At 73.6% G+C, this 22,604-nt stretch carries 20 protein-coding genes; 14 read left to right on the top strand and 6 right to left on the bottom strand.

Annotated elements, in window-relative coordinates:
* The first annotated feature begins 27 nt into the window (after positions 1–27).
* The gene (locus ACIRS1_RS00250) at positions 28–231 is read left to right on the top strand and encodes an I78 family peptidase inhibitor (protein WP_360210730.1); all 204 of its coding nucleotides are present in this window, start codon (positions 28–30) and stop codon (positions 229–231) included.
* On the opposite strand, the gene ACIRS1_RS00245 is transcribed toward ACIRS1_RS00250, so the two are convergent.
* Positions 182–1,003 (bottom strand): phosphatase PAP2 family protein, encoded by an 822-nt coding sequence (locus ACIRS1_RS00245; protein ID WP_402835613.1) that lies wholly within the window; start codon positions 1,001–1,003, stop codon positions 182–184. The genes ACIRS1_RS00250 and ACIRS1_RS00245 overlap by 50 nt on opposite strands.
* Positions 1,004–1,236: 233 nt before the next feature.
* Positions 1,237–2,004, bottom strand: a complete 768-nt coding sequence (gene fabG, locus ACIRS1_RS00240; protein WP_360210732.1) for a 3-oxoacyl-ACP reductase FabG — start codon at positions 2,002–2,004, stop codon at positions 1,237–1,239.
* Positions 2,005–2,408: 404 nt separating this feature from the next.
* Between fabG and ACIRS1_RS00235 the strand changes: the two genes are divergently transcribed.
* Positions 2,409–3,275, top strand: a complete 867-nt coding sequence (locus ACIRS1_RS00235; protein ID WP_360210734.1) for a MarR family winged helix-turn-helix transcriptional regulator — start codon at positions 2,409–2,411, stop codon at positions 3,273–3,275.
* A gap of 378 nt (positions 3,276–3,653) precedes the next feature.
* On the opposite strand, the gene ACIRS1_RS00230 is transcribed toward ACIRS1_RS00235, so the two are convergent.
* On the bottom strand, positions 3,654–4,517 hold the full coding sequence (locus tag ACIRS1_RS00230; protein ID WP_402835610.1) for an aldo/keto reductase: 864 nt from the start codon (positions 4,515–4,517) through the stop codon (positions 3,654–3,656).
* Between the two features lie 484 nt (positions 4,518–5,001).
* On the opposite strand from ACIRS1_RS00230, the gene ACIRS1_RS00225 reads away from it, so the two are divergent.
* The 11 genes from ACIRS1_RS00225 to ACIRS1_RS00175 all read left to right on the top strand — a co-directional run bounded on the left by ACIRS1_RS00225 (position 5,002) and on the right by ACIRS1_RS00175 (position 16,033).
* Positions 5,002–6,888: an ABC transporter transmembrane domain-containing protein gene (locus ACIRS1_RS00225; RefSeq protein ID WP_402835608.1), complete on the top strand. Its 1,887-nt coding sequence runs from the start codon at positions 5,002–5,004 to the stop codon at positions 6,886–6,888.
* A gap of 181 nt (positions 6,889–7,069) precedes the next feature.
* Entirely contained in the window at positions 7,070–8,842 is a 1,773-nt protein-coding gene (locus ACIRS1_RS00220) for an ABC transporter ATP-binding protein (RefSeq protein ID WP_402835606.1), read from the top strand.
* A 110-nt stretch (positions 8,843–8,952) separates the two neighbouring features.
* A complete protein-coding gene (locus tag ACIRS1_RS00215; protein WP_360210742.1) occupies positions 8,953–9,195 on the top strand; it encodes a LapA family protein in 243 nt (80 codons plus the stop codon).
* A 32-nt stretch (positions 9,196–9,227) separates the two neighbouring features.
* Positions 9,228–9,971 (top strand): amino acid ABC transporter ATP-binding protein, encoded by a 744-nt coding sequence (locus tag ACIRS1_RS00210; RefSeq protein ID WP_402835604.1) that lies wholly within the window; start codon positions 9,228–9,230, stop codon positions 9,969–9,971.
* A gap of 9 nt (positions 9,972–9,980) precedes the next feature.
* A complete protein-coding gene (locus ACIRS1_RS00205; protein ID WP_387897414.1) occupies positions 9,981–10,886 on the top strand; it encodes a glutamate ABC transporter substrate-binding protein in 906 nt (301 codons plus the stop codon).
* A gap of 12 nt (positions 10,887–10,898) precedes the next feature.
* Complete coding sequence (locus tag ACIRS1_RS00200; protein WP_360210746.1) at positions 10,899–11,543, top strand: amino acid ABC transporter permease; 645 nt, start codon at positions 10,899–10,901, stop codon at positions 11,541–11,543.
* On the top strand, positions 11,540–12,409 hold the full coding sequence (locus ACIRS1_RS00195; protein WP_402835601.1) for an amino acid ABC transporter permease: 870 nt from the start codon (positions 11,540–11,542) through the stop codon (positions 12,407–12,409). The genes ACIRS1_RS00200 and ACIRS1_RS00195 overlap by 4 nt, the downstream gene beginning before the upstream one ends.
* A gap of 115 nt (positions 12,410–12,524) precedes the next feature.
* The gene (locus ACIRS1_RS00190; RefSeq protein WP_360210790.1) at positions 12,525–13,430 is read left to right on the top strand and encodes a LysR family transcriptional regulator; all 906 of its coding nucleotides are present in this window, start codon (positions 12,525–12,527) and stop codon (positions 13,428–13,430) included.
* Positions 13,431–13,517: 87 nt separating this feature from the next.
* The gene (locus ACIRS1_RS00185) at positions 13,518–14,099 is read left to right on the top strand and encodes a cysteine dioxygenase family protein (protein ID WP_360210750.1); all 582 of its coding nucleotides are present in this window, start codon (positions 13,518–13,520) and stop codon (positions 14,097–14,099) included.
* Between the two features lie 13 nt (positions 14,100–14,112).
* On the top strand, positions 14,113–15,231 hold the full coding sequence (locus ACIRS1_RS00180; protein ID WP_402836270.1) for a YeiH family protein: 1,119 nt from the start codon (positions 14,113–14,115) through the stop codon (positions 15,229–15,231).
* 85 nt (positions 15,232–15,316) lie between these two features.
* Complete coding sequence (locus tag ACIRS1_RS00175; RefSeq protein ID WP_402835599.1) at positions 15,317–16,033, top strand: spermidine synthase; 717 nt, start codon at positions 15,317–15,319, stop codon at positions 16,031–16,033.
* 24 nt (positions 16,034–16,057) lie between these two features.
* Here ACIRS1_RS00175 and ACIRS1_RS00170 read toward each other — a convergent pair whose 3' ends face one another.
* On the bottom strand, positions 16,058–18,328 hold the full coding sequence (locus ACIRS1_RS00170) for a glycosyl hydrolase family 18 protein (RefSeq protein WP_402835598.1): 2,271 nt from the start codon (positions 18,326–18,328) through the stop codon (positions 16,058–16,060).
* 331 nt (positions 18,329–18,659) lie between these two features.
* Between ACIRS1_RS00170 and ACIRS1_RS00165 the strand changes: the two genes are divergently transcribed.
* Positions 18,660–19,691 carry a TetR/AcrR family transcriptional regulator C-terminal domain-containing protein gene (locus ACIRS1_RS00165; protein ID WP_402835596.1) on the top strand — a complete coding sequence of 344 codons (1,032 nt, stop codon included), beginning with the start codon at positions 18,660–18,662 and terminating at the stop codon, positions 19,689–19,691.
* A gap of 132 nt (positions 19,692–19,823) precedes the next feature.
* Here ACIRS1_RS00165 and ACIRS1_RS00160 read toward each other — a convergent pair whose 3' ends face one another.
* Both ACIRS1_RS00160 and ACIRS1_RS00155 read right to left on the bottom strand, forming a co-directional pair.
* A complete protein-coding gene (locus ACIRS1_RS00160) occupies positions 19,824–21,578 on the bottom strand; it encodes a hypothetical protein (RefSeq protein WP_402835594.1) in 1,755 nt (584 codons plus the stop codon).
* 129 nt (positions 21,579–21,707) lie between these two features.
* A complete protein-coding gene (locus ACIRS1_RS00155) occupies positions 21,708–22,601 on the bottom strand; it encodes a TetR/AcrR family transcriptional regulator (RefSeq protein ID WP_402835592.1) in 894 nt (297 codons plus the stop codon).
* Positions 22,602–22,604: the final 3 nt, after the last annotated feature.

Below are 22,604 nucleotides of genomic sequence, written 5' to 3'. Positions count from 1 at the left end.
CGTCCGAGGGGGGAACGGGGAGGCGTGATGACGGGGTCGGACACGGCGGGCACGGACGCCGAGGGCTACGCGGGCCTGCGGATCGAGCGGGCCAGGGAACTGGCCCGGCGGCACGGCTGGGCGTCGGTCCGGGTGCTCGAACCCGGGGCGATGACGACCATGGACCACCGCGAGGGGCGGCTCAACCTCGCGGTGCGCGACGGTCTGGTCGAGCGCAGCTGGGAAGGCTGACCGCCGGGTGGGGCCGGCCGCCCCGGCGCCGGGCCAGCCGTCGTTCGGCGGCGGTCACCAGGGGTTCCGCCAGGGGCAGCGAGAGCAGCACCAGTAGTCCGGCGGCCCAGCCGGCCAGGACGTCGGTGACCCAGTGGGTGCCGAGGTAGACCGTGGTCAGGCCGATCGAGCAGGCGGTGGCCGCGGCGAGCACGGCGCCGGTGCGCCGCCAGCGGACCGCGAGGTAGGCGAGCACGCCCCAGGTGACGACGGCGTTCGCGGTGTGACCGGACGGGAAGATGGTGCCGCCGGAGAACAGCTCGGGCGAGCCGACGTACTGGGCGTAGTGCGGGCCCAGCCGGCCGGTGACGATCTTGACCGCGCCGACCGTGACGTTCAGCAGGAGCAGGGCGACGGCCATCACCAGCAGCGGGCGCAGCCGTCCCAGCCGGTGGGCGCGCCAGGCGAGCCAGGCGAAGGCGGCGACGGCGGAGGGGCCGCGCTGGCCGGCGACCACCCAGGTGTCGAGCAGCGGTTCCAGGCTGGGCCAGTGCGCGTAGGGGCGGAACAGGCGCACGTCCCAGTCGAGGTCGACCAGGGCGGTGTTGAGCAGGACACCGGCCAGGACCAGCAGGTAGGCGCCGCAGGTGGCGGCCAGGAGGGCGGCCTGCCGGCGGCCCATCGGCGGCCAGCCGGGCTCGTCGCGGTCCGTCCGGCGGCGCAGGTCCGGGTGGGTGGTGAGCTGCTCCGGCCCCTGGTCCGGACGGGGCGCGGGGGTACTCGGGGCTTGCACGGGGGTGACCTTACCCAGCCGGCCGAGCCCATTCCGGGGGTTATTGTCATTTACCCGAGAAATCGACAATCGGAGGTCCGCGATCGCACCCGGGGAGTGATTTCAATGATTCTCATATCGAATGTCCGTGTGGTGTTCGAATGATTCAGCAAAAGCCCCGGTAAAGAAAAGCGGAGCGGGAGGCCGGCCGGTCCGGCTTCCCACTCCGTGGTAACCCTGTGTAGGTTCAGTGCTCAGTCGAGGGGGCCGCCGGCGACGTAGACGACCTGGCCGGAGACGAAGCCGGCGCCCTCGCTCGCCAGGAACGAGATGGTGTGGGCCACGTCCTCAGGCAGACCGACCCGCTGGACCGGGATCTGCGAGGCCGCGGCCCGCTTGAAGTCCTCGAAGTCCATGCCGACCCGGGCCGCGGTGGCCGCGGTCATGTCAGTGGCGATGAAGCCGGGGGCGACGGCGTTGGCGGTGATGCCGAACTTCCCGAGCTCGATGGCCAAAGTCTTGGTGAAGCCCTGCAGCCCCGCCTTGGCGGCCGAGTAGTTCGCCTGGCCGCGGTTGCCCTGTGCGGAAGAGGAGGACAGGTTGACGATCCGGCCGAAACCGGCGTCCACCATGTGCTTCTGCACCGCGCGGGTCATCAGGAAGGCGCCGCGGAGGTGGACGTTCATGACCGTGTCCCAGTCGGACTCGGACATCTTGAAGAGCAGGTTGTCGCGGAGTACGCCCGCGTTGTTGACCAGGACGACCGGGGCGCCGAGCTCGGCGACCACGCGGTCGACGGCGGCCTGCACCTGCGCGGCGTCCGAGACGTCGGCGCCGACGGCCAGGGCCCGGCCGCCGGCGGCGGTGATCCGGTCGACGGTGTCCTTGCCGGCGGCCTCGTCCAGGTCGAGGACGGCCACGGCGTAGCCGTCGGCGGCCAGGCGCTCGGCGGTGGCGGCGCCCAGGCCGCGCGCGGCGCCGGTGACGACGGCGACCCGGGTGGCGGTGCTCTGCTCGGTCATGCTCGCTCTCGTCTCTCTCGGGAAGGCCTCCGCGGGGAGCGCCCCGGGAGGGTGGCCACACCCTACCGGTGAGTAGGGAGGGCGGCCAGGGCCGGAGAGCCGCAGGTGACGGTCGGTAAGGACCGACCGGTCGGCTTTCTACTGAGAACGGGTTACCGAGAGGGCGTGGCGGGCGCGTAAATATGCCAATGTTGCCGAACCTGCGTCTACTATCCGCCCCTGCCTGCCAGCAAGGGCCCGCCGTTTGTATAGTGTCCGCCAGCAGCCACCGGCTGCACGGCTGGAGCGCCCTCCCTCATAGCTGGACGCCCACTCGCCGTTACTGCCCCACCCGGGTGTCCCACACACACCGGGTGTGACATCGGGACGGATACATGGTGCTGGGGGAGATCCCGACGACCCGCGTGTCCGCGCGACTGCAGCAGTCGCCCGGGCACCTGATTCGCGTTGCACAGCAGGTTCACACCCGGCTGTGGTCGGAGCATGTCGGAGCCGATCTCACGGCTCCGCAGTTCGCGGTCCTGCTGGTCCTGGCCCTCGAGCCGGGCGCCGACCAGCGCACGGTCGGCGAGCGGGCCTCGTTGGACAAGGCCACGATGGCCGAGATGGTCGCGCGGCTGGTCCGCCGCGGCCTGGTGCTGAGGAGGCGAGACCCGGCCGACGGCCGGCGCAAGCTGCTGGCCCTCTCGCAGGGCGGCGCCCAGGCGGTGCGCGAGGCCACCGGTGGTGTGGTCCGCGTGCAGCGCACCCTGTTCGAGCCGCTGACGGCGGAGGAGCAGGTCGAGATCGTGCGGGTGATGGCCAAGATAGCCAGGCTGGAGCCCGCCGCGGTCGCCGTCTTCTCGGACGCGCGGCCGATACTGGACGCCCAGCGGGCGATCGGTTACCTGATCAGGGTGAGCCAGCAGGTGCACACCAAGCTCTGGTCGGAGCACGTCGGAGCGGAGCTGACGGCGCCGCAGTACGCGGTGCTGGACGCGCTGGAGCTGGAGCCGGGCGCCGACCAGCGCACGGTCGGCGAGCTGGCCTCGCTCGACAAGGCCACGATGGCCGAGATGGTGAGCCGACTGGTGCGCCGCGGCCTGGTGCAGCGTCGGCGCGACCCCTCGGACGGCCGCCGCAACCTGCTGTCGCTCTCGCCGGCCGGTCAGGACCTGCTGCACCGTTCGGCGGCCGGCGTCGGCGAGGTGCAGCGACTGCTACTGGCCCCGCTGGACGAGGGCGAGCACGCGCCGGCCCTGGCGCTCATCGCCAAGGCGGCCAGGCTCTAGCCGTCCTTCTTCGAGCTCCAGCCAAAACGATTCGCCAACGTACTGAGCGGCTCACGTACCGCGGAACGCGGTCGCCGAAGAGCGCGGTCGCCGGAGAACGGTGACGGGGCAGGACGGTGACCGGGGAACGCGGTGACCGCGGAGCACGGGGAAACGAGGGACCCGGATCGCCGGGTGCCGAGTGACCCGCGACCGCACGGCCGATCGCAGGACCACCTGCACGACCGATCGCACGACGGACCGCACGACCGGCCTGCCGAGGGGACCCAGGCGGCCGGATCCGGCGGACCGTGACACGACGAGGACCGCCCGCCCCTGCCGGGGAGGGCGGTCTTTCGACGTGGCGGGCCCGTCGTAGTGGTCGGACGGCGGGTGCCGTCAGTTCCAGTCGAACTCCTGCGGGTCCGGACCGATCCGCTTGCCGGTGGCGACGGCGGCGATCGCGGCGAGGTCGGCGGCGTCCAGCTCGAAGCCGGCCACGTCCAGGTTCTCCCGGATCCGGGAGGGGGTGACCGACTTCGGGATCGCGATCACGCCGCTCTGCAGGTGCCAGCGGAGCACCACCTGGGCGACCGTGCGGCCGTGCTTCGCGGCGATCTCCACCAGCGCCGGCTCGGCGAGCAGCTCCTTGCCCTGGCCCAGCGGGCTCCAGGCCTCGGTGGCGATGCCGTGCTTCGCGTGGAACTCCCGCAGCTCGGTCTGCGGGAAGTACGGGTGCAGCTCGACCTGGTTGAGCACCGGCACGACGGGGCTCTCGTCCAGCAGGCGGGTGAGCTGCTCGGTGCCGAAGTTGGAGACGCCGACCGACCGGACCCGGCCGTCCGCCTTCAGCTGCTCGAGGGCCTTCCAGACGTTGGCGTAGCTGCCGTGCATCGGCCGCGGCCAGTGGATCAGGTAAAGGTCGAGGTAGTCGAGGCCGAGCTTGGCCAGCGAGGCGTCGAACTCGCGCAGGACGGCGTCGCGGCCCTGCTCGCCGGACCAGTCCCGGGTGCCCGAGTTCCAGAGCTTGGTGGTGATGTAGAGGTCCTCGCGGGCGACGCCGCCGGCCAGCGCCTCGGCGATCGCCTTGCCGGTGCCGTCCTCGTTCTCGTAGATGGCGGCGGTGTCGATGGAGCGGTAGCCCGCCTCGATCGCACTGCGGACGGCGGCGGTGGCCTCGCCGTCCGGGACCTGCCACACGCCGAAGCCGAGCTGCGGGATCTGGGCGCCGTCGTTCAGGGTGACGCTGGGGATGTTGCTCACGGGAAGGGGTGCCCTCCTGGTCGTCCGTGTGTTTCCAGAAGGGGGCAACTGGCGTTCGGACGGGATTGTTCCCGCCAATCGGGCGAATCCTGCGCCGGCCCGCGGCCGCCGGGGCCCGGAACCGCGGGCCGACGGGCGGAAAACCTGTTGCGCGGATCACATCGCGGTTGGCACGCTCGCTGACATGGCCTCCTGAGATCCGGGCCCTTCGTGCCCCCACCCCCGTCCGTCCGCCCGGCCGGTTCGACCGGTCGGTACGCGTGACCCGTGCTCCCCGCCCGCGGCGCCCGCTCCGGGCGCGGCGACGTCGCCGTCCCCGGCGCCTCCCGGCGGGCCGGTCCGGCTCCCGGTGCTGTGCGTCCCGCGCCCGGTCCGTCGGCCGCACCCGTCCGCCCCTATCCGTCCGCACCCGCCCTCGCAGGGCGCATCGCCCTGCCCGCGCGCCCTCCCGCACCTCGCTCGCACCCTCCCGCATCGGAGCGTCATGCTGCTCACCCCCCTGCCGCTGGCCGACCCCGGCAGTCCCGACCTCTCCTCACCCCTGGCCTTCCTGCGCTGGCTCCAGCGCGGCCAGCGGCGCGGGCAGGTGCTCTCCACCTGCTGGGCGCTACTGGAGATGGGCGGCCAGGCCGCGCTGCCGGTGCCGCTCGGGTGGGGCGTGCAGGCCGCCGTCGACGCCGACGCCGCCGGGATCTGGCGAGCCGGCGCGCTTGCCGTGCTGCTTTCCGTCGTCTCCGTGCTCGGCACCGTGCTGCTGCACCGCCAGGCGGTCTGGAACTGGATCCACGCCGCCTGCCAGGTGCGGCAGCTGGTGGCCCGGCAGGCCTCGCACCTCGGGGCCGGGCTGTCCCGCCGGATCGCCACCGGCGAGGTCGTCGCGGTCGGCAGCGGGGACGTCGAGCGGATCGGCTGGTACGTCGAGCTCGTCGCCCGGGTGCGGGCCGCGGTGATCGTCTGGCTGGCCGTCAGCACGGCCGTGCTGGTGGCCGAACCGGTGCTCGGCCTCGGGGTGCTGCTCGGGGTCCCGGTGCTCGCGGCCGCCGTCTGGCCGCTGATCGGCCCCTTCGAGCGGCGGTACGAGCAACAGCGCACGCTGGGCGGCAAGGCCACCGAGCTGGCCGCCGACACGGTGGCGGGGCTGCGGGTGCTGCGCGGCATCGGCGGCGAGGAACTGTTCCTCGAACGGTACCGGGCGGCCTCCCAGAAGGTCCGGGCCGCGGCCGTCCGCTCGGCCCGGCTGTGGTCGTTGATGCAGGCGCAGCAGGTGCTGCTCCCCGGCCTGTTCGTGGTCGGGGTCACCTGGTACGGCGCGAGGCAGGCGGCCGCCGGCGAACTCGCCGTCGGCACCCTGATCGCGGTGTACGGGGCCACCGCCTTCCTGGCCGCGCCGCTGCGCATCCTGGGCGAGGCCGCGCACGCCTGGAGCGTCGCCCGGGTCTCCGCCGGGAGGGCCGTCCGGGTGCTCTCGCTCAGCCGCACCACCGGCACGGCCGAGGCGGCGTTGGACCGGCCCGGGGACTGCGACCTGTTCGATCCGGAGACCGGTCTGAGCGCGCGGGCCGGTGAGCTGACCGCCGTCGTCTGCGGGGACCCGGACTTCGCCGGGGCGCTCGCAGAACGGCTCGGCGGGCACGTCCCGGTGGCCGAGGGCGAGCCGCAGCCGCCCTCCGTCCGGCTCGGCGGGACGGACCTGGACGCGGTGCCGCTGGCCGAGGCCAGGGCCGCGGTGCTGGTCCACGACAAGGAGCCGGTGCTGCTCTCCGGCACACTGGCCGGGCTGTTCGACATCCCGTCGTCCGGCCGGGTCCCGGTGGCCGAGGCGCTCGCGGCCACCCGCTCGGACGACGTACTGGACGCCCTGGTGGACGGCTCGCCGGACTGCGCGGGGGACCCGCTGCAGGCCCGGATCACCGAGCGCGGGCGCTCGCTGTCGGGAGGCCAGCGCCAGCGGCTGGCGCTGGCCCGCGCCCTGCTGGCCGACCCGCCGGTCCTCGTCCTGGACGAGCCCACCAGCGCGGTGGACGCCCACACCGAGTCCAGGATCGCCAGCGGACTGCGGGAGACCCGGGCGGGGCGCACCACCGTGGTGTTCGCGACCAGCCCGCTGCTGCTCGACCAGGCGGACCGGGTGGTGCTGGTCCGGGACGGCCGGGCCGTCGCGGCCGGGCGGCACCGCGAACTCATGCACACCGAGCCGGCCTACCGCGCCGTGGTCACCCGCGACGAGGAACCGGTGCGGGCCCCGGCCAGGGCCGGTGGGCGCGGGGCCGCCGGGGCGGGGCGCGCCGCGGAGGGCACCCGGGTCGGGGAGGGCGGCCGGGCCGCGACGGGCGGCCGGGTCGCGACGGCGGAGCTGGAGGAGCCGGTATGAGCCGCCCGGGCGCCGGGCCGTCCGGCTCTTCGGGGCGGCCCGCCCGTGCCCGCCGTCCTGCCTGCCCTGCCCGTTCCGCCCGTTCCGCCCGTTCCGCCGGCGGGGACCGTGGCGACCGTGGTCACCGGGCCGACCGTGTCGAGCCGTCCGTTCGATCGGACCAACCGTTGAGGAGCACGTCATGAAGCCCCCCGTCCAGCAGGAGCAGGGGCCGGCCACCACGCTGCCGGTCGGCTCCCCGGCCGCCGTCCGCGAGTACCTGCGGCTGCTCGCCCGGCGCCACCGCCGCGGCTTCTCCGCGGTGGTCGGCCTGCACTCGGTGGCCACCCTGGCCGGGCTGGTCGGGCCGTGGGTGCTCGGCGCCCTGGTCGAGTCGCTGGCCACCGACACCGCCGGGGCCGCCGTCGCCACCGCGGTCGCCTGGTACCTGCTGGCGCTGGTGGTGCAGTCCGCCTTCACCGGCTGGTCCAGGCTGCGCGGCGCGGTCCTCGGCGAGCGGGTGCTGGCCGACCTGCGCGAGGACTTCCTGGTCCGTTCCGTCGCGCTGCCCACCGGCGTGCTGGAGCGGGCCGGCACGGGTGACCTGGTCTCCCGCGGCACCACCGACGTCGACCGGCTGGACAAGTCGGTGCGCGAGGCCGTGCCCGAGCTCGCCGTCGCCGTCGTCTCGCTGCTCCTGGTGCTCGGGGCCCTGCTGGTCACCTCCCCGCTGCTGGCCCTCACCTCCCTGGTCGGGCTGCCGCTGCTGCTGGCCAGCTCCCGCTGGTACTTCCGGCGCGCGCCGCAGTCCTACCGCAACGAGTCGGCCGGGTACGCCGCGGTGAACACCGTGCTGGCCGAGACGGTGGACGCCGGGCGGACGGTGGAGGCGCTGCGCCTGGGGGAGCAGCGGATCGCCCTGACGGACCGCAAGCTGCGCGAGTGGCTGGCCTGGGAACGCTACACGCTGTGGCTGCGGACGCTCTGGTTCCCGACCATCGACGCTGTGTACGCCTCGGCGGTGCTGGCGACCCTGGTGCTCGGCGGCCTGTTCACCCTCCAGGGCTGGATCACCGTCGGCCAGTTGACCACCGGGGTGCTCTACGCGCAGATGCTGACCGGCCCGGTCGACCTGATCCTGCGCTGGTACGACGAGCTGCAGATCGGGCAGGCCTCGCTGGCCCGGCTGGTCGGCGTCCGGGAGGTGCAGCCGCACGAGGGCGACGAGTCGGCCCGTCCTGACGGGCGCCGGGTGGAGGCCCGGGACGTCCGCTTCGGTTACCGAGAGGGCGCCGACGTCCTGCACGGCATCAGCCTGGACGTGGCCCCCGGCAGCCGGGTCGCGCTGGTCGGGCCGTCCGGCGCGGGCAAGTCCACCCTCGGGCGGCTGCTGGCCGGGATCTACGCCCCCGGGCGCGGCAGTGTGACGCTGGGCGGGGCCGCGCTGTCGCGGATGCCCGCCGAGCGGGTCCGGGCGGAGGTCGCCCTGGTGAACCAGGAGCACCACGTCTTCGTCGGCACCCTGCGGGACAACCTGCAGCTGGCCGCGCCGCAGGCGAGGGACACCGAGCTGCGGGCCGCGCTGGACGCGGTGGACGCCGGCGCCTGGGTGGACGCGCTGCCCGAGGGCCTGGACACCGAGGTCGGCTCCGGAGGCACCGCGCTGACCCCGCCGCAGGCGCAGCAGCTGGCCCTGGCCCGGCTGGTGCTGGCCGATCCGCACACCCTGGTGCTGGACGAGGCCACCTCGCTGCTGGACCCGCGGGCCGCCCGGCACCTGGAGCGCTCGCTCGCCCGGGTGCTGGAGGGCCGCACGGTGATCGCCATCGCGCACCGGCTGCACACCGCGCACGACGCGGACGTGATCGCGGTGGTCGAGGGCGGCCGGATCAGCGAGTACGGCAGCCATCCGGAGCTGGTGGCGGCCGGCGGCCCGTACGCGGCGCTGTGGCGCTCCTGGCGGGACGAACGGTAGCGGCGGCGCGGTAAACCCGTACGGGGCGGGATTGCCCCGTACGGGTTACTCGCCGACCCGCAAGGGCGCGTAACCGGGCAAATCGGCACCGGCGCCCGCAGACTGCTCCGGTGACCAAGATTTCGGACGGATCGTCCTCCAAGCGCAGCGAGATCGGCGGGGTCCCCACCCGCTACATCGGGATCGGCGTCATCGTCGTCCTCGCGGTGTGGTTCCTGTTCGCCAACCTCGACCGGGTGCAGATCCAGTTCTGGGTCTTCACCGTCACCGCACCGCTGTGGATCGCGCTCCTGGCCACCCTGGTCGCCGGTGCGGCGCTGGGCTGGCTGCTGAAGGGGCGTCGCGACCGGTGATCACCGGACCCGGTCCGGACCCGGCGGGACCCGTGGGCTTCGCACCCCTGATCGAGGTGCGCGGCGTCAACAAGCACTTCGGGGACCTGCACGTGCTGCAGGACATCGAGCTGACCGTCGGCCGCGGCGAGGTCGTGGTGGTCATCGGGCCGTCCGGCTCCGGCAAGTCCACGCTCTGCCGGGCGATCAACCGCCTGGAGCCGATCGAGGCGGGCACCATCCTGATCGACGGCGAGCCGCTGCCCGAGGAGGGCAAGGGCCTCGCCCGGCTGCGGGCCGAGGTCGGCATGGTGTTCCAGTCCTTCAACCTGTTCGCGCACAAGACGGTGCTGCAGAACGTCTCGCTCGCCCAGGTCAAGGTGCGCGGGCGGTCCAGGGCGGAGGCGGACACGAGGTCCCGCGCGCTGTTGGAGCGGGTCGGACTGGAGGCGCAGGCCGCCAAGTACCCGGCCCAGCTGTCCGGCGGCCAGCAGCAGCGGGTGGCGATCGCCCGGGCCCTGGCGATGGACCCGAAGGCGCTGCTCTTCGACGAGCCGACCTCCGCGCTCGACCCCGAGATGATCAACGAGGTGCTGGACGTCATGCGCCAGCTCGCACACGAGGGCATGACGATGGTCGTGGTCACCCACGAGATGGGCTTCGCCCGGGCCTCCGCCAACCGGGTGGTCTTCATGGCCGACGGGCGGATCGTCGAGGACCGCACCCCGGAGGACTTCTTCGGCGCTCCGGAGAGCGAGCGCGCCCGGGACTTCCTGTCCAAGATCCTCAAGCACTGAGGCGGCGCCGTGACGAGGAAGACCAGGCTCGCCGCCGCCCTCCTGACGGCCCTCCTGACCGCCGCCGCGGCCGGCTGCGGCAAGCCGGGGACCCCGCCGCCCAAGGGCCCGCAGGCCAGTGCGCTGCCCGGCTACCCCGTGCAGGACGCCGCCGCCGTCACCGGCTCGCCGACGCTGGACGCCGCCCGCGCCCGCGGCCACCTGGTGGTCGGCGCCAAGGAGGACCAGCCGTACCTGGGCTCGAAGAACCCGGCCACCGGCGAGTACTCCGGCTTCGACATCGAGATCGCCAAGATGGTCGGCGCCGACCTCGGCTTCGCGCCGGACCGGATCCAGTTCCGGACCATCGCCTCCGCCAACCGCGAGACCGCGCTGCAGAACGGGCAGGTCGACTACTACGTCGGCACCTACACCATCAACGACAACCGGAAGAAGCTGGTCGGCTTCGCCGGGCCCTACTACCTGGCCGGGCAGTCGCTGCTGGTGCGCCGGAACGACGACAGGATCCACGGCCCGGAGGACCTGAACGGCCGGAAGGTCTGCTCGGCGGCCGGCTCGACGCCGTACCAGCGGATCCAGTCGCAGTACCCGCAGGCGCGGCTGATCGGCTACGACACCTACTCGGCCTGCGTGGACAACCTGATCACCGGCCAGGTCGACGCCGTCACCACCGACGACACGATCCTGATGGGCTACGCCGCCAAGGTGCCGGACGAGCTCAAGGTCGTCGGCCGGCCGTTCTCCCGGGAGCCGTACGGGATCGGCACGCCGAAGGGCGACACCGCGCTGCGGTACGCGCTCGACGACGCGCTGGCCCGTCACGAGCAGAACGGCGACTGGCGGAAGGCCTACGACGCCACCCTGGGCCTGTCCGGGGTGCCGGCGCCGACCCCGCCGCCGATCGACCGGTACTGAGAGGGCCGCGCCGTGAAAACGCTGATCGACAACTGGTCGACCTACTGGGAGGGCTTCCTCGGCACGCTGCAGCTCTTCCTCGTGAGCGCCGCGGTGTCGCTGGTGCTGGGCGTGCTGATCGCGGGCTTCCGGGTCTCGCCGGTCAGGCCGCTGCGGGTGTTCGGGGCGGTGTGGGTGACGCTGCTGCGCAACACGCCGCTCACCCTGCTCTTCTTCATCGTGGTGCTGGGCCTGCCGCGCTTCGACATCACGCTGCCGTTCTTCACCTTCGCGGTGGCCGCGCTCGGCTGCTACACCTCGGCCTTCGTCTGCGAGGCGATGCGCGCGGGCATCAACACGGTGCCGACCGGGCAGGGGGAGGCGGCGCGCAGCCTGGGGATGGGCTTCGGGCAGACCATGGGCCTGGTGGTGCTCCCGCAGGCGTACCGGTCGGTGGTCGCCCCGATCGGCAGTGTGATGATCGCGCTCGCGAAGAACACGGCGATCGCCGGTTCGTTCAGCGTCACCGAGCTGCTCGGCACCTACCGGACCATCAACGAGCTCGGCTACGGCATCGTCTGGACCTTCGTCTGGATCGCCGTCGGCTACCTGATCATCACGCTGGCCGTCAGCCTCGTCTTCAACCTGCTGGAACGACGGGTGGCGGTGTCGCGATGACGGTCGAATCCTCCGCGCTGTACGACGTCCCCGGCCCCAGGGCGCTCGCCCGGCACCGGCTCTACGGGGGGATCGCGCTGCTGCTGATCGCGGCGCTGATCGGCTGGATCGTCTACATGCTCTTCCACACGCAGCAGTTCACGTACGAGAAGTGGACGGCCTTCCAGTACCGGGGCGTCCAGGAGCTGCTGCTGCGCGGCCTCGGCAACACCCTCAAGGCCTTCGGCTGGACGGTGCTCCTGGCGCTGCCCTTCGGCGCGCTGTTCGCCGCCGGCCGGCTGTCCGACCACCGGGCGGTGCGCTGGGTCTGCACGCTGGTGGTGGAGTTCTTCCGGGCCATGCCGCTGCTGGTGATGATCTTCTTCGTCTTCGTGGCGCTCAAGGCCCCGCCGCTGTGGGCGCTGGTGACCGGGCTGGTGCTGTACAACGGCTCGGTGCTGGCCGAGGTGCTCCGGGCCGGGGTGCTCGCCGTGCCCAGGGGGCAGCGGGAGGCGGCCTTCGCGCTCGGCATGCGCAAGACTCAGGTGATGGCCTACGTGCTGGTGCCCCAGGCCAACCGGGCGATGCTGCCGGCCATCATCAGCCAGCTGGTGGTCGCACTCAAGGACACCTCGCTGGGCTTCCTGATCACCTACGAGGAGTTCCTGCACGCCGGCAAGCTGATCGCCACCAACCTCGACTACGACCTGCCGTTCATCCCGGTGGTGATGGTGATCGCACCGGTCTACATCGGCATGTGCCTGCTGCTCTCCTGGTTCGCCCGCTGGGTCGAGCGCCGCAGCCGGCGCAGCCCGAGCGCCCGGGGCGGCGCACCGGTGGCCAAGGCCGAGGTGGCGATGGGTCTGCCGCCCTCCGCGCAGCAGTGAGGGCCCTGGTTCCCCGCGGAACCATAGGTGCGGGTGGGGATCGGCCGGGCGTCTCCAATTTCCTCTTATGATTGCGGAGGCTGGACGACGACCCGACGGAGGGCCCATGGAGCCGGTGTTCGACTCGCGGCACATCAGGACGTTCCACGAGGTCGTCAGAGCGGGCTCCTATTCGGCCGCCGCGCGCGAGCTCGGCTACACCCAGCCCGCCATCACCCAGCAGATGAAGGCGCTCGAACGCACCGTCGGCGTCCCGCTGTTCACCCGGGCCGGGCGCGGCCTGCGGCTCACCGAGGCCGGCGAGGCGTTGTCCCGGCACTCCGAACTGATCCTCGGCAGCCTCTCCGCCGCCCAGCAGCAGCTCGCCGCCCTCGCCCGGCTGCGCGCCGGCCGGGTGCGGGTCTGCGCCTTCCCCAGCGCGAACGCCACCCTGATACCGGAGGCGATGGCCCGGCTGCTCGCCGAGCACCCCGGGGTCCGGGTCGAACTGCTGGAGGCCGAGCCGCCGGAGTCCGTCCAGCGCCTGCTGCGCGGGGAGTGCGACATCGCCCTGGCCTTCCGCTACCCGGGCGCCGCGACCGAGGTGCCGGACGGGGTCGACGAGATCCCGCTGATGGAGGACCTGCTCACCGTGCTGCTGCCGGTCGGGCACCCGCTCGGCCGCCGGCACGCCGTCCGGCTCTCCGACCTCGACGGCGAGCGCTGGATCGCCGGGTGCCCGCGCTGCCGGGCCAACCTGCTGCACGTCTGCGCGGAGGAGGGCTTCGCACCGGACATCGTCTTCTCGACGGACGACAACCTGGCGGTGCAGAGCCTGGTCGCCGCGGGCGTCGGCATCGCGCTGATGCCGGCGCTGGTGCTCTCCTTCATGTGCCACCGCAAGGTCACCGGGCGGGCCGTCGAGCCGCACCTGCGGCGGCAGGTGAGCGCGTACGTGCTGCGCGAGCACCGGCGGATCCCGGCCACCGGGCTGGTGCTCGACCACCTGCGGCAGGCGGCGGCGAGCCGGGTGGGGTGCTGAGGGCGACCGATTCCATAAGCTGGAGTTTGGGGAGAGCTTAAGAACCCTCGTTAGACGTGATAGGTGGGTTCGGTCGAACCTGCTGCCATGACACCCTCAGCCACGGTCGGCAGCGACCACCTCACCGAGCGGATGACCGCCCTGATCGGCGAGATCCGTGCCGTCGTCGACCGCGGCCTGCCCCCGGAGCTCACCGCCTACCTGGTCGGTGAACGCCTCGCCCCGCACCTGCACGCCGACCCCCACGGGCCCGACGCGCTGCTGACCCCAGAGCAGACCGAGGGCGACCCCGAGCGCTACCGCCAGCACGTCCTGCACGCCGAGGAGGACGGCAGCTTCTCCGTCGTCGCCCTGGTCTGGCTGCCCGGCCAGCAGACCCCGATCCACGACCACGTCTCCTGGTGCGTGGCCGGCGTCCACCGCGGCCAGGAGAGCGAGACCCGCTACCGGCTGGTCTCCGACGGCCGCACCGCCCGGCTCGTCGAGACCGAGCACGTCGCAGGCCCGGCCGGCACCGTCGCCGCCTTCGCCCCGCCCGGCGACATCCACCTGGTCCGCAACGCCTGTAGCACCACCGCCATCTCCATCCACGTGTACGGCGCGGACGTCTCGCGGCTCGGCACCAGCATCCGGCGCGTCTACCGGCTGCCCGCCGACGAGCAGCAGTGAGGCCGGCGTGGCGCTGACCATCAGGGAGCGGGCCACCCGCACCCGCTCGCTCCCCCCGCTCGGCGGCGACGCCCCCGGCCTGCTGCTCGCCGTCGCCGGAGTGGCCGCCGCGCTGGCCGTCCACGCGGCCGTGCCCGCGGTGCCCAAGCTCACCGCCGCCGTCGTGCTCGGCATGGCCGCCGCACACCTGCCCGGGCTGCGCCCGGTGGTGCGCGGGGTGGCCCGGCCCGGACTGTCCACGGCCGGGAAGCGACTGATGCGGCTCGGCATCGTGCTGCTCGGACTCAAGCTCAGCCTCGACGACGTGCTCGGCCTCGGCTGGGCCACCGTCGCGATGGTGCTCGCGGTGGTCGCGGCCACCTTCGCCGGCACGATGTGGCTGGGCCGCCGCCTCGGACTGCCCGGCGACCAGCCGCTGCTCGTCGCCACCGGGTACTCGATCTGCGGGGCCTCGGCGATCGGCGCGGTCAGCCAGGCGGCCGGCAGCGAGGAGGAGGACGTCGCCGCCTCGGTGGCCCTGGTCACCCTGTGCGGGACGCTGGCGATCGCCGTGCTGCCGCTGCTCCAGCAGCCGCTCGGGCTCGGGGAGCTGGAGTTCGGGCGGTGGGTCGGCGCGAGCGTCCACGACGTCGGGCAGGTCGTCGCGACCGCCCAGACCGGCGGGGCGGGCGCCCTGCGGGAGGCCGTCCTGGTCAAGCTGATGCGCGTGGTGCTGCTGGCGCCGCTCGTGGCCGGGGTGGCCGTCGCGGTGCGGCGCCGGTCCCGCTGGGGCTCGCCGGCGGCCGGGCGGGACGGGCAGGACGAACCGTCCGGGCGGGACGAGGCGGGCATTGGTGAACATGCCGGTAACAAAACGGCAAAAGGTGCGAAGCGCCCGCCGATCGTCCCGCTGTTCGTGGCCGGCTTCCTCGCGATGATCGTCCTGCGGACCACCGGGGTGCTGCCGGAGCACGCCCTCACCCTGGCCGGGGACGCCCAGGAGCTGCTGCTGGCCGCCGCGTTGTTCGGTCTCGGCAGCGCCGTGCACCTGCCGACGATGGCCCGCACCGGCGGCCGGATCGCCCTGCTCGGGCTCGGCTCCTGGGTGGTCGTCGCCGGCGTCTCGTACGCGGGGGTGCTGATCACGACCTGACGGGTGGGGCGGCGGACTCGGCTATTGTCGGGCGGGTACTCGTCCGCCGGGACGCTCCTGCACCCGAGTCCGCTGAGGAAGACGCATGTCCACCGCACTGCCCGAACGGGACGCTCGCGAGGCCGTCAGCACCGTCGACCGGCGGGAGGGCCCGTTCGGAGAGGTGGTGCTGCGCCGCCGCGGACGGCACTTCGAGATCATCGCCAACGGGTGCTTCCTGATGGACACCGCCGACGGCCGCTCCGAGCGGCTGCTGATCCAGGCGGCGCTGGACGAACTGGACCGCACCGGCGGCGGTGCCACCGCCGGGCGGCCGTCCGTCCTGATCGGCGGCCTCGGGGTCGGCTTCTCGCTGGCCCACGCGGCGGCCGAGCCGCGCTGGGGGCGGATCGCCGTCGTCGAGCGCGAGAACGCCGTCATCGACTGGCACCGGAACGGGCCCCTCGGCGCCTTCTCCGCCGGCGCGCTGCAGGACGAGCGGGTCCGGGTGCTCCACGCCGACCTGCTGGAGTACCTGGCCGCGGCCGACGGCGAGCGCTACGACGCGCTCTGCCTGGACATCGACAACGGCCCGGACTGGACCGTCACCGACTCCAACGCCGGACTGTACGGCGCGGACGGCCTCGCGGTGCTCTGGCACCGGCTGCAGCCGGGCGGGGTCCTGGCGGTGTGGAGCGCGCAGCCCTCCGCGGCGTTCGAGGAGGCGCTGCGCGCAGCCGGCTTCTCCGGCGTCGCAACCCTGGAGATCCCGGTCAGCCGGGGTGTGCCGGACGTCGTCCACCTGGCGCGGCGCGCGGGCTGACCGCGCGCCGCGCCGCGGCGGGCGCTACTTGAGGCCGTTGTCCACGGCGGCCATCAGCTCCCCGCCGGCGGTGTCGCCGTCGAAGGACCACACCATGGCGCCGGCCAGCCCCTGCGCCTTGATCCAGGCGGTCTTGCGGGCGATCTCGGTCGGGTCGTCGTAGGTGTAGAGCACGGTGCCGTTGTAGATGTAGGCGAAGCCGGCCACCGGATCCCGGTAGAGGGTGTAACCGCCGCTCGTGGCCATGTCCTTGAGCTTGTGGTAGTCCTCGAAGCCGTTCTCGTAGCTGCCCGGCGCGGGGCCGGTCGCGCTCTGGAACAGGCCGTTGGTGCTGCCGCGCGGCACGCCCGTCCAGCCGCGGCCGTAGAACGGGATGCCCAGTGTCAGCTTGCTCTTCGGAGCGCCCCCGTTGACGTAGGCGTTGATGGCGATCTCGGAGCTGAAGCGGCGGTCCGGGGTGCTCGGGTCGCCGGCCGCGACCTTCAGCGCAGACTGCTGATTGGTCGTCATCTCCCAGGCTCCGTGGTAGTCGTAGCCCTGGATGGTGGCGAAGTCGAACGCGCCGAACAGGCCCGGGACGTCGATGCCGGCGGCGATCTTCGCCGGGTCGGCGGGGAGGAAGGCGCTCAGCGTGTAGTGCTTGCCGGTGGTGGCGCCCAGCGCGTCCAGCTGGCGGCGGAACTCCTGGGCCAGCAGCGTGTAGTCGGCCTTGTCCTCGGGCCGGAAGATGTTGCCGGTGTGCCCGTCGGAGTTCGGCCACTCCCAGTCGAGGTCGATGCCGTCGAAGATGCCGGCCGCGCTGCCCGGACCGCCGCGGCCGTCGATCACCGGCAGGTTGCCCTTGAGGTACATGTCGATGCAGGAGCTGACCAGCGCCTTGCGGGAGGCGTCGGAACTCGCCGCGTCCGAGAACCACTTGCTGTAGGACCAGCCGCCCAGCGAGATCTGGATCTTCAGGTTCGGGTACTTCGCCTTGAGCTGCTTGAGCTGGTTGAAGTTGCCGGCCAGCTTCTGGTCCCAGGTGTCGGTCGTCCCCGCCACCGAGTTGCCCGCGTCCCAGCCCTTGCCGAAGTCGGCCCAGGCGTCACCGGCGCCGTCGCCCGCGTTCGGGTCGGAGTCGTTCCCGGCCGCCTTGTTGGTGATGAAGCACTGCTTGGTGGTCGGGTGGATGTTGGCGAAGGCGTAGTTCAGCGTGGTGAGCCGGCCCGCCGAGCCGGAGGTGTCCAGCTGCTTCACGCTGTAGCCGCGGGCGTAGATGCTCCACTGGCTGAAGTAGCCGATCTTCAGCGCGCCGCCCGGGGTGCCGCCGCCCGGCTTGGTCGCGGCGGTGACCGGGCCGGAGGCGGGTGAGGCGTTGCCGGCCGCGTCGCGGGCCTTCACCGTGAAGGTGTACGAGGTGTTCGGCGCCAGGTTGCCCACCGTCGCGCTGGTGCCGGTGACGGTCACGGCGAGGGCGGTGCCGGCGTAGACGTCGTACGCCACCACGCCCACGTTGTCGGTGCTCGCCGCCCAGCTCAGCGAGATGCTGCTGGAGTCGGAGCCGGTGACGGTCGGGGTGCCGGGGGTGGTCGGCGGCTGGTTGTCCGGTGTGGTCGGCTGGGTCGTGACGCTGACCGGGCCGGCGGCTGCCGAACGGTTGCCGGCGGCGTCGAAGGCCTGCACGGTGAACTGGTAGGCGGTGTTGGCGGTCAGGCCGTTGACGGTGACGGCGGTGGTGGACCCGTCGGTGGTGGCCACCCTGGCGCCGTTCTGGAAGACGTCGTAGCCGGTGACGCCGACGTCGTCGGTGCTGGCCGCCCAGGCCAGCCCGACCGAGGTCTGCGTCACGGAGGTCGAGCGGAGGCCGCCCGGAGTGCTCGGCGGGGTCTGGTCGTTTCCGCCGCCGTCGCACGGCTTGCCGTTCAACTTGCAGTTCAGCAGGGGCTGGTAGCTGCCCGAGTAGGCGATGTTGAAGCCCAGGCCGTAGGTGCCGCCGGGCTGGATCGGGCTCGCCCAGCCGGGGTTCTTCACCGTCACGTGCGAGGCCGCGGTGGTGTACGTCGCGTTCCAGAGCGAGGCCACGGTGTTGTTCGCGGGCAGGTCGAACTCCAGCGTCCAGCCGTTCAGCGGGGCGCTGGTGCCGTTGGTGATCGTGTACGAGCCCTCGTAGCCGCTGCCCCAGTCGCTGCCCTTGGTGAGGGTGGCGGTGGCCGAGCCGGCGGCGCTCGCGGACGCCTGGGGGAGGGCGACGGCGAGCATCGGGACGAGCAGGGTTCCGGCCGCGAGCAGCGGCAGTCTGATCCGACGTCTGCGCATGGAGTGGCTCCTGTCCCGGGGCGGCCGGAGGTGCCCGGATGCCCCGATACCTGTGGGGAGGTGGCAGGTGCGTGCGGGAGCCCGGCCTGGGGGCGGCCGGGACGGAGCCTCGGGCCGTCGGGGTGCGCGGAGGGTCCTGTGCACCCGAGGGTAGGGAGCCGGTCGCCAACTCGCAATAGGTCTGTACCAGTTGGGTGGGGTGGGTGGGTGCTAGCCTCGGACGGGACGGTGCACTAGTGCGGTGTGCGGTGTGCGGCGTCTGGTGTCGGGTGTCGGGTGTGCGGTGCGGCATGGAGCCGGGCCGGGCGGGTAGGGCGGAGGAGTGGTGGGCGTGGTGGAGGGCGGGACGCCGTCGGAGCGGATCGCGGCGGAACTGCGGCGGCGGATCACCTGCGGGGAGCTGGCGCCGGGGGCGCGGGTGCCCTCGACCCGGCGGATCACCCGGGAGTGGGGCGTGGCGATGGCCACCGCGACCAGGGTGCTCACCCGGTTGCGGGAGGAGGGCCTGGTCCGGGCCGTCCCCGGGGTGGGGACGGTGGTGGTCGGGCCGGGTGGTGCTTCGTCGACGTCGCGGGCGGCAGGGCGGCAGTCCTTCGAGGGGGCCGAGGGGGAAGCCGGGCGGGTCGCCGCGGGCGGCGGTGCAGGCGTCGGGGTGCGGCGGGTCAGGGGTGGTGGCGAGCGTGACCTCACCCGGGCGCGGATCGTCGCGGCGGCCGTCCGGGTGGCCGACGCGGAGGGCCTCGCGGCGCTGTCGATGCGCCGGGTCGCGACCGAACTCGGCGCCGCGACGATGTCGCTCTACCGTCATGTGCCCGGCAAGGATGACCTGTTGCGGCTGATGATGGACCAGGCCTTCCGCGAGCAGCCGCTGCCGGACCGGCTGCCCGGAGGCTGGCGGGAGGGGCTGGAGGAGGTCGCGCGGCTGCAGTGGAGCATCTACCGGCGCCACCCCTGGCTGGCCTCGACGATGTCGTTCACCCGGCCGGTGTTGGCGCCCGACGCGGCCGTGCACACCGAGCGGTCGCTGGCCGCCCTGGCGGGGCTCGGACTGAGTGTCGAGGAGGCGGCCCAGGCTTCCGTCGCGCTGGCGGCCTTCGTCTGTGGGCTCGCCGTCCACTTCGAGCGGGAGGCGCAGGCCGAGCAGGACAGCGGGATGTCGGCGGACGAGTGGATGGACCGGCTGGAGGCGGAGGAGCACGATCAGCTGTTGGCGGACCCGGAGCGCTTCCCGATGTTCGACGAGCTCACCCGGGGGCCGGAGGTCGACCTGGGGCTGGATGCGCTCTTCGAGTTCGGGATGGCGCGGATGCTCGACGGGATCGGCGTGGTGATCGAGCGCCGGGCCGGGGCGGCGAACGGCTGAGGGGCGGCAGGTGGCCGTTGACAGCCGGCTGCGAACAGATGACAGCCGACAGATGACAGCGAACAGATAACAGATTTCGAAATCTGTTATCTGTTCGCTGTCATCTGTTCGCCGCTCCCCGGATGCTCGGGCTCAGCCGAAGGGGCTGGTCTCCGGGGTGCTCGCCGAGGGGTCGGCTGCCGGGGTGTCGTTCAGCAGGGAGGCGACGGCTTCGGGGGAGAAGGGGTCGAAGTCCGGCGGCGGGATCATCACCGGGGTCCCCTTGCGGGGCGCCTCCGCCGCCGGGGCCGCAGGGGCGGGAACGGTCGGTGGCGCGGAGGGCGGCGGCGGGACGGCCGGGCCCTGCGGCGCGAGCGTCGTCCCGAACGGGTCCGAGCGTTCCGCCGTCACGGTGCCGAACGGGTCCGTGGCCGGAGCGGCCGCGACCGGGGCGGGGGTGTCGTTCAGCAGGGAGGCGACGGCTTCGGGGGAGAAGGGGTCGAAGTCCGGCGGCGGGATCATGACCGGCGTGCCCTTCCGCGGAGCCCGCTCCTGCGGTTCGGCGTCGGCCGCCGGTGCGTCCGCGACCGGCGCGAAGGGGTCGAAGTCCGCGGGCGGGACCAGCACCGGCGTGCCGCGCCCGTCCACCGGCGCCTGCCCGGGTTCCGTCACGACGGGGTCGGCGGCGGCAGCCGCAACCGCAGCGGCGGGGTCGGGGGCGGCCGCGGGGGTGTCGGCGGAGGTCCGGGCCGGTTCCCCGTCCCAACCGAACTGCACGCTCTTCAGCAGCTCCGCGAACGCCTCCGTGTACAGCTCCCAGTCCTCCGGCTGCGCGGTGGACAGCTGGACGCAGAGCACGGTGCCGCCGTCCGGCAGCGGGACGAAGGCCTCCACCGCCGAGGTGACCACCCAGCGCCGCTGCCCGTCGGCGGCCAGCGGCCCGGGCACCGGCGCGGTCCGCCCCTCGACCAGGACGGCGGCCGGTCCGGCCGGCAGCAGGACGGTCCACACCTCGGCGTGCCGACGGACGGTGGCCAGTTCGGTGGCGAGCGCGGTGATCGGCTGAGGGTGCTGGGCGAGCGAGACGACGAGGGCGGCCTCGGAGGCGCGGTCTTCGACTTCCAGGGCGCAGACGCCCGCGTAGACGGCGCCCGCGTCGTGGACGAGGTCGGCGAGGGTGGCCGCGATGACCGCGAAGTCGCGGCGCGGCTGCGCGCCGCCACCGCTGAACAGCTCCTCGGCGACCTCGGCCAGGTGCGCCGTCAGTTCCTCGGCCGCCGCGACGGTGGCCGGGTCGTCGCCGGCCGCCGCACCCGTCGGCGCGGGCACCGTACGGGCCGAGACCCCGGCGGGGCCGCCCGGGGAGGTCAGCGGGTGGAAGCCGGGCGGGACCACCAGGCGTACCTCGGCGCCGGCGCCGGTGGCCAGTTCGACCGGTTGGCGGGTCTGCTGCCCGGCCGCGAGCGCGGCCAGGGCCGGGGCGAACGGCGGCCGCAGCTTGGGGTCGGCGAACTCGCCGGTGACGGGCAGTTGGAAGAGCGCGGCCGAGGTGGTGCCGCGGTCGGCGATCGCTCCGCGCACGGCGCCGCCGCCGTAGCGGTGGTGCAGCGCGGTGGTCACCCGCTCGGCGACCCGGGCGCCCGTGCCGGGGCGCCCGGTGCCCGCGGTGATCACCGTGCCGAGCCCGTCCAGGGCCGCGTGCACCGGGCCGTTGGGGGCCAGCGGGAGCCCGAACAGTGCCTCGGCGGCGGGGTGTTCGGCCGGGCGCAGGGCGCTCAGGGAGCCCGCCGGGTGGCGGGTGGTGTGCTCGTCGAAGAGGGCGTCGGTGAGTGTGCCGAGGGTCGCGCAGACCTGCTCCGCCGCCGCGAAGGGGTTGGCCTCCGCGCTGAACTGGACGTCCTGGGTCAACTGGTGAGCCCCCCGCTCTGCTCCGTCTGCGGTCGCTGGTTAGGGTCGGTCCTGGGCCGCCCGCAGTGGCGTGCCGCCGGATCCCCGCCCATTCCTATCAGAGCCCGCTGTCGGTGCCGAACCCGCGGATCACCCGACGGGGCCCGCGGCGGATCCCTCCGTGGCCTGCGGTGACGTTTCGCCCGCCGGGGCGGCGGCGAGGTCGGTGACCGCCTCGGTCATCCCGGGGACGGTGAACAGCGCGGCGAGCTCGCGCACCAGGCGCCCGGTCGGGCCGTCGGGCCGCTCGGTGGCCAGGAACCCGGCGAGTTCGGCGGCGAGCGCAGGCTCCCGCGCGGCGGTGAGGACGAGGGCGGCGACGAACTCCTGGACCAGGTGAAGCTGCAGCTCCTCCAGCGGCACCGAGCGGTCGGCCAGCCACTCGAGCGAGGTGATCTCGGCATTGGCGATCCAGGCCCGGACGGTCAGCCGCAGCCCGGGGCTGGGGGCGGGGATGGCGAGGTGGGAGAGGATCTGGTCGTGGGCCGCCCGCCGGACCTCGTCGATCACCGCCGAGGTGTCCGGGCTGGCCGCGACCGAGCCGCCGCGCAGCAGTGCGGCGAAGCCCGGGCCGTGGCTCTGCACGAAGTCCAGGTAGCGGCCCATCACCCGGTACAGCCGCTCGGACAGCGGCCCGTCGGAGGGCTCCTCGAAGCGCGCCGAGAGCTCGCGCCCGGCCCGCCGCAGCGACTCCTCGTACAGGGCCTGCTTGCCGGGGAAGTAGTGGTAGACCAGCGGCCGGGAGGCGCCCGCGGCGGCGGCGATGTCGTCGATGGACACGTCCTCCGGCGGGCGCCGGCTGAACAGTTCCAGGGCGACGGCGATCAGCTGCTCGCGCCGCTCGTCCACGCTCAGCCGCCGGCGGGGCCGCTCGCCCGCCGCGGTCCGGTCCGGGTTCCGGTCCGCCGTCCGGCCGGGGGAGCGGTCCGGGGCGGGGGTCCGTTCGGCGCGGGCGGTCGTGGGAGACGGCGTGCGGGAGGCCATGCG

It is taken from the genome of Kitasatospora sp. NPDC101176 (assembly GCF_044768035.1).
In the GTDB taxonomy this organism is placed as follows: Bacteria; Actinomycetota; Actinomycetes; order Streptomycetales; family Streptomycetaceae; genus Kitasatospora.
Note: the sequence above shows the minus strand (reverse complement) of the source record. Positions and strands in the feature narration are given on the sequence as shown.

What these genes read in the sequence shown, in the direction of transcription:
- ACIRS1_RS00170 (WP_402835598.1), bottom strand. Translation starts at nt 18,328, where the DNA reads ATGCGCAGACGTCGGATCAGACTGCCGCTGCTCGCGGCCGGAACCCTG.
- ACIRS1_RS00155 (WP_402835592.1), bottom strand. Translation starts at nt 22,601, where the DNA reads ATGGCCTCCCGCACGCCGTCTCCCACGACCGCCCGCGCCGAACGGACC.
- ACIRS1_RS00250 (WP_360210730.1), top strand. Translation starts at nt 28, where the DNA reads ATGACGGGGTCGGACACGGCGGGCACGGACGCCGAGGGCTACGCGGGC.
- ACIRS1_RS00220 (WP_402835606.1), top strand. Translation starts at nt 7,070, where the DNA reads ATGAAGCCCCCCGTCCAGCAGGAGCAGGGGCCGGCCACCACGCTGCCG.
- ACIRS1_RS00185 (WP_360210750.1), top strand. Translation starts at nt 13,518, where the DNA reads ATGACACCCTCAGCCACGGTCGGCAGCGACCACCTCACCGAGCGGATG.
- fabG (WP_360210732.1), bottom strand. Translation starts at nt 2,004, where the DNA reads ATGACCGAGCAGAGCACCGCCACCCGGGTCGCCGTCGTCACCGGCGCC.
- ACIRS1_RS00195 (WP_402835601.1), top strand. Translation starts at nt 11,540, where the DNA reads ATGACGGTCGAATCCTCCGCGCTGTACGACGTCCCCGGCCCCAGGGCG.
- ACIRS1_RS00175 (WP_402835599.1), top strand. Translation starts at nt 15,317, where the DNA reads ATGTCCACCGCACTGCCCGAACGGGACGCTCGCGAGGCCGTCAGCACC.
- ACIRS1_RS00225 (WP_402835608.1), top strand. Translation starts at nt 5,002, where the DNA reads ATGCTGCTCACCCCCCTGCCGCTGGCCGACCCCGGCAGTCCCGACCTC.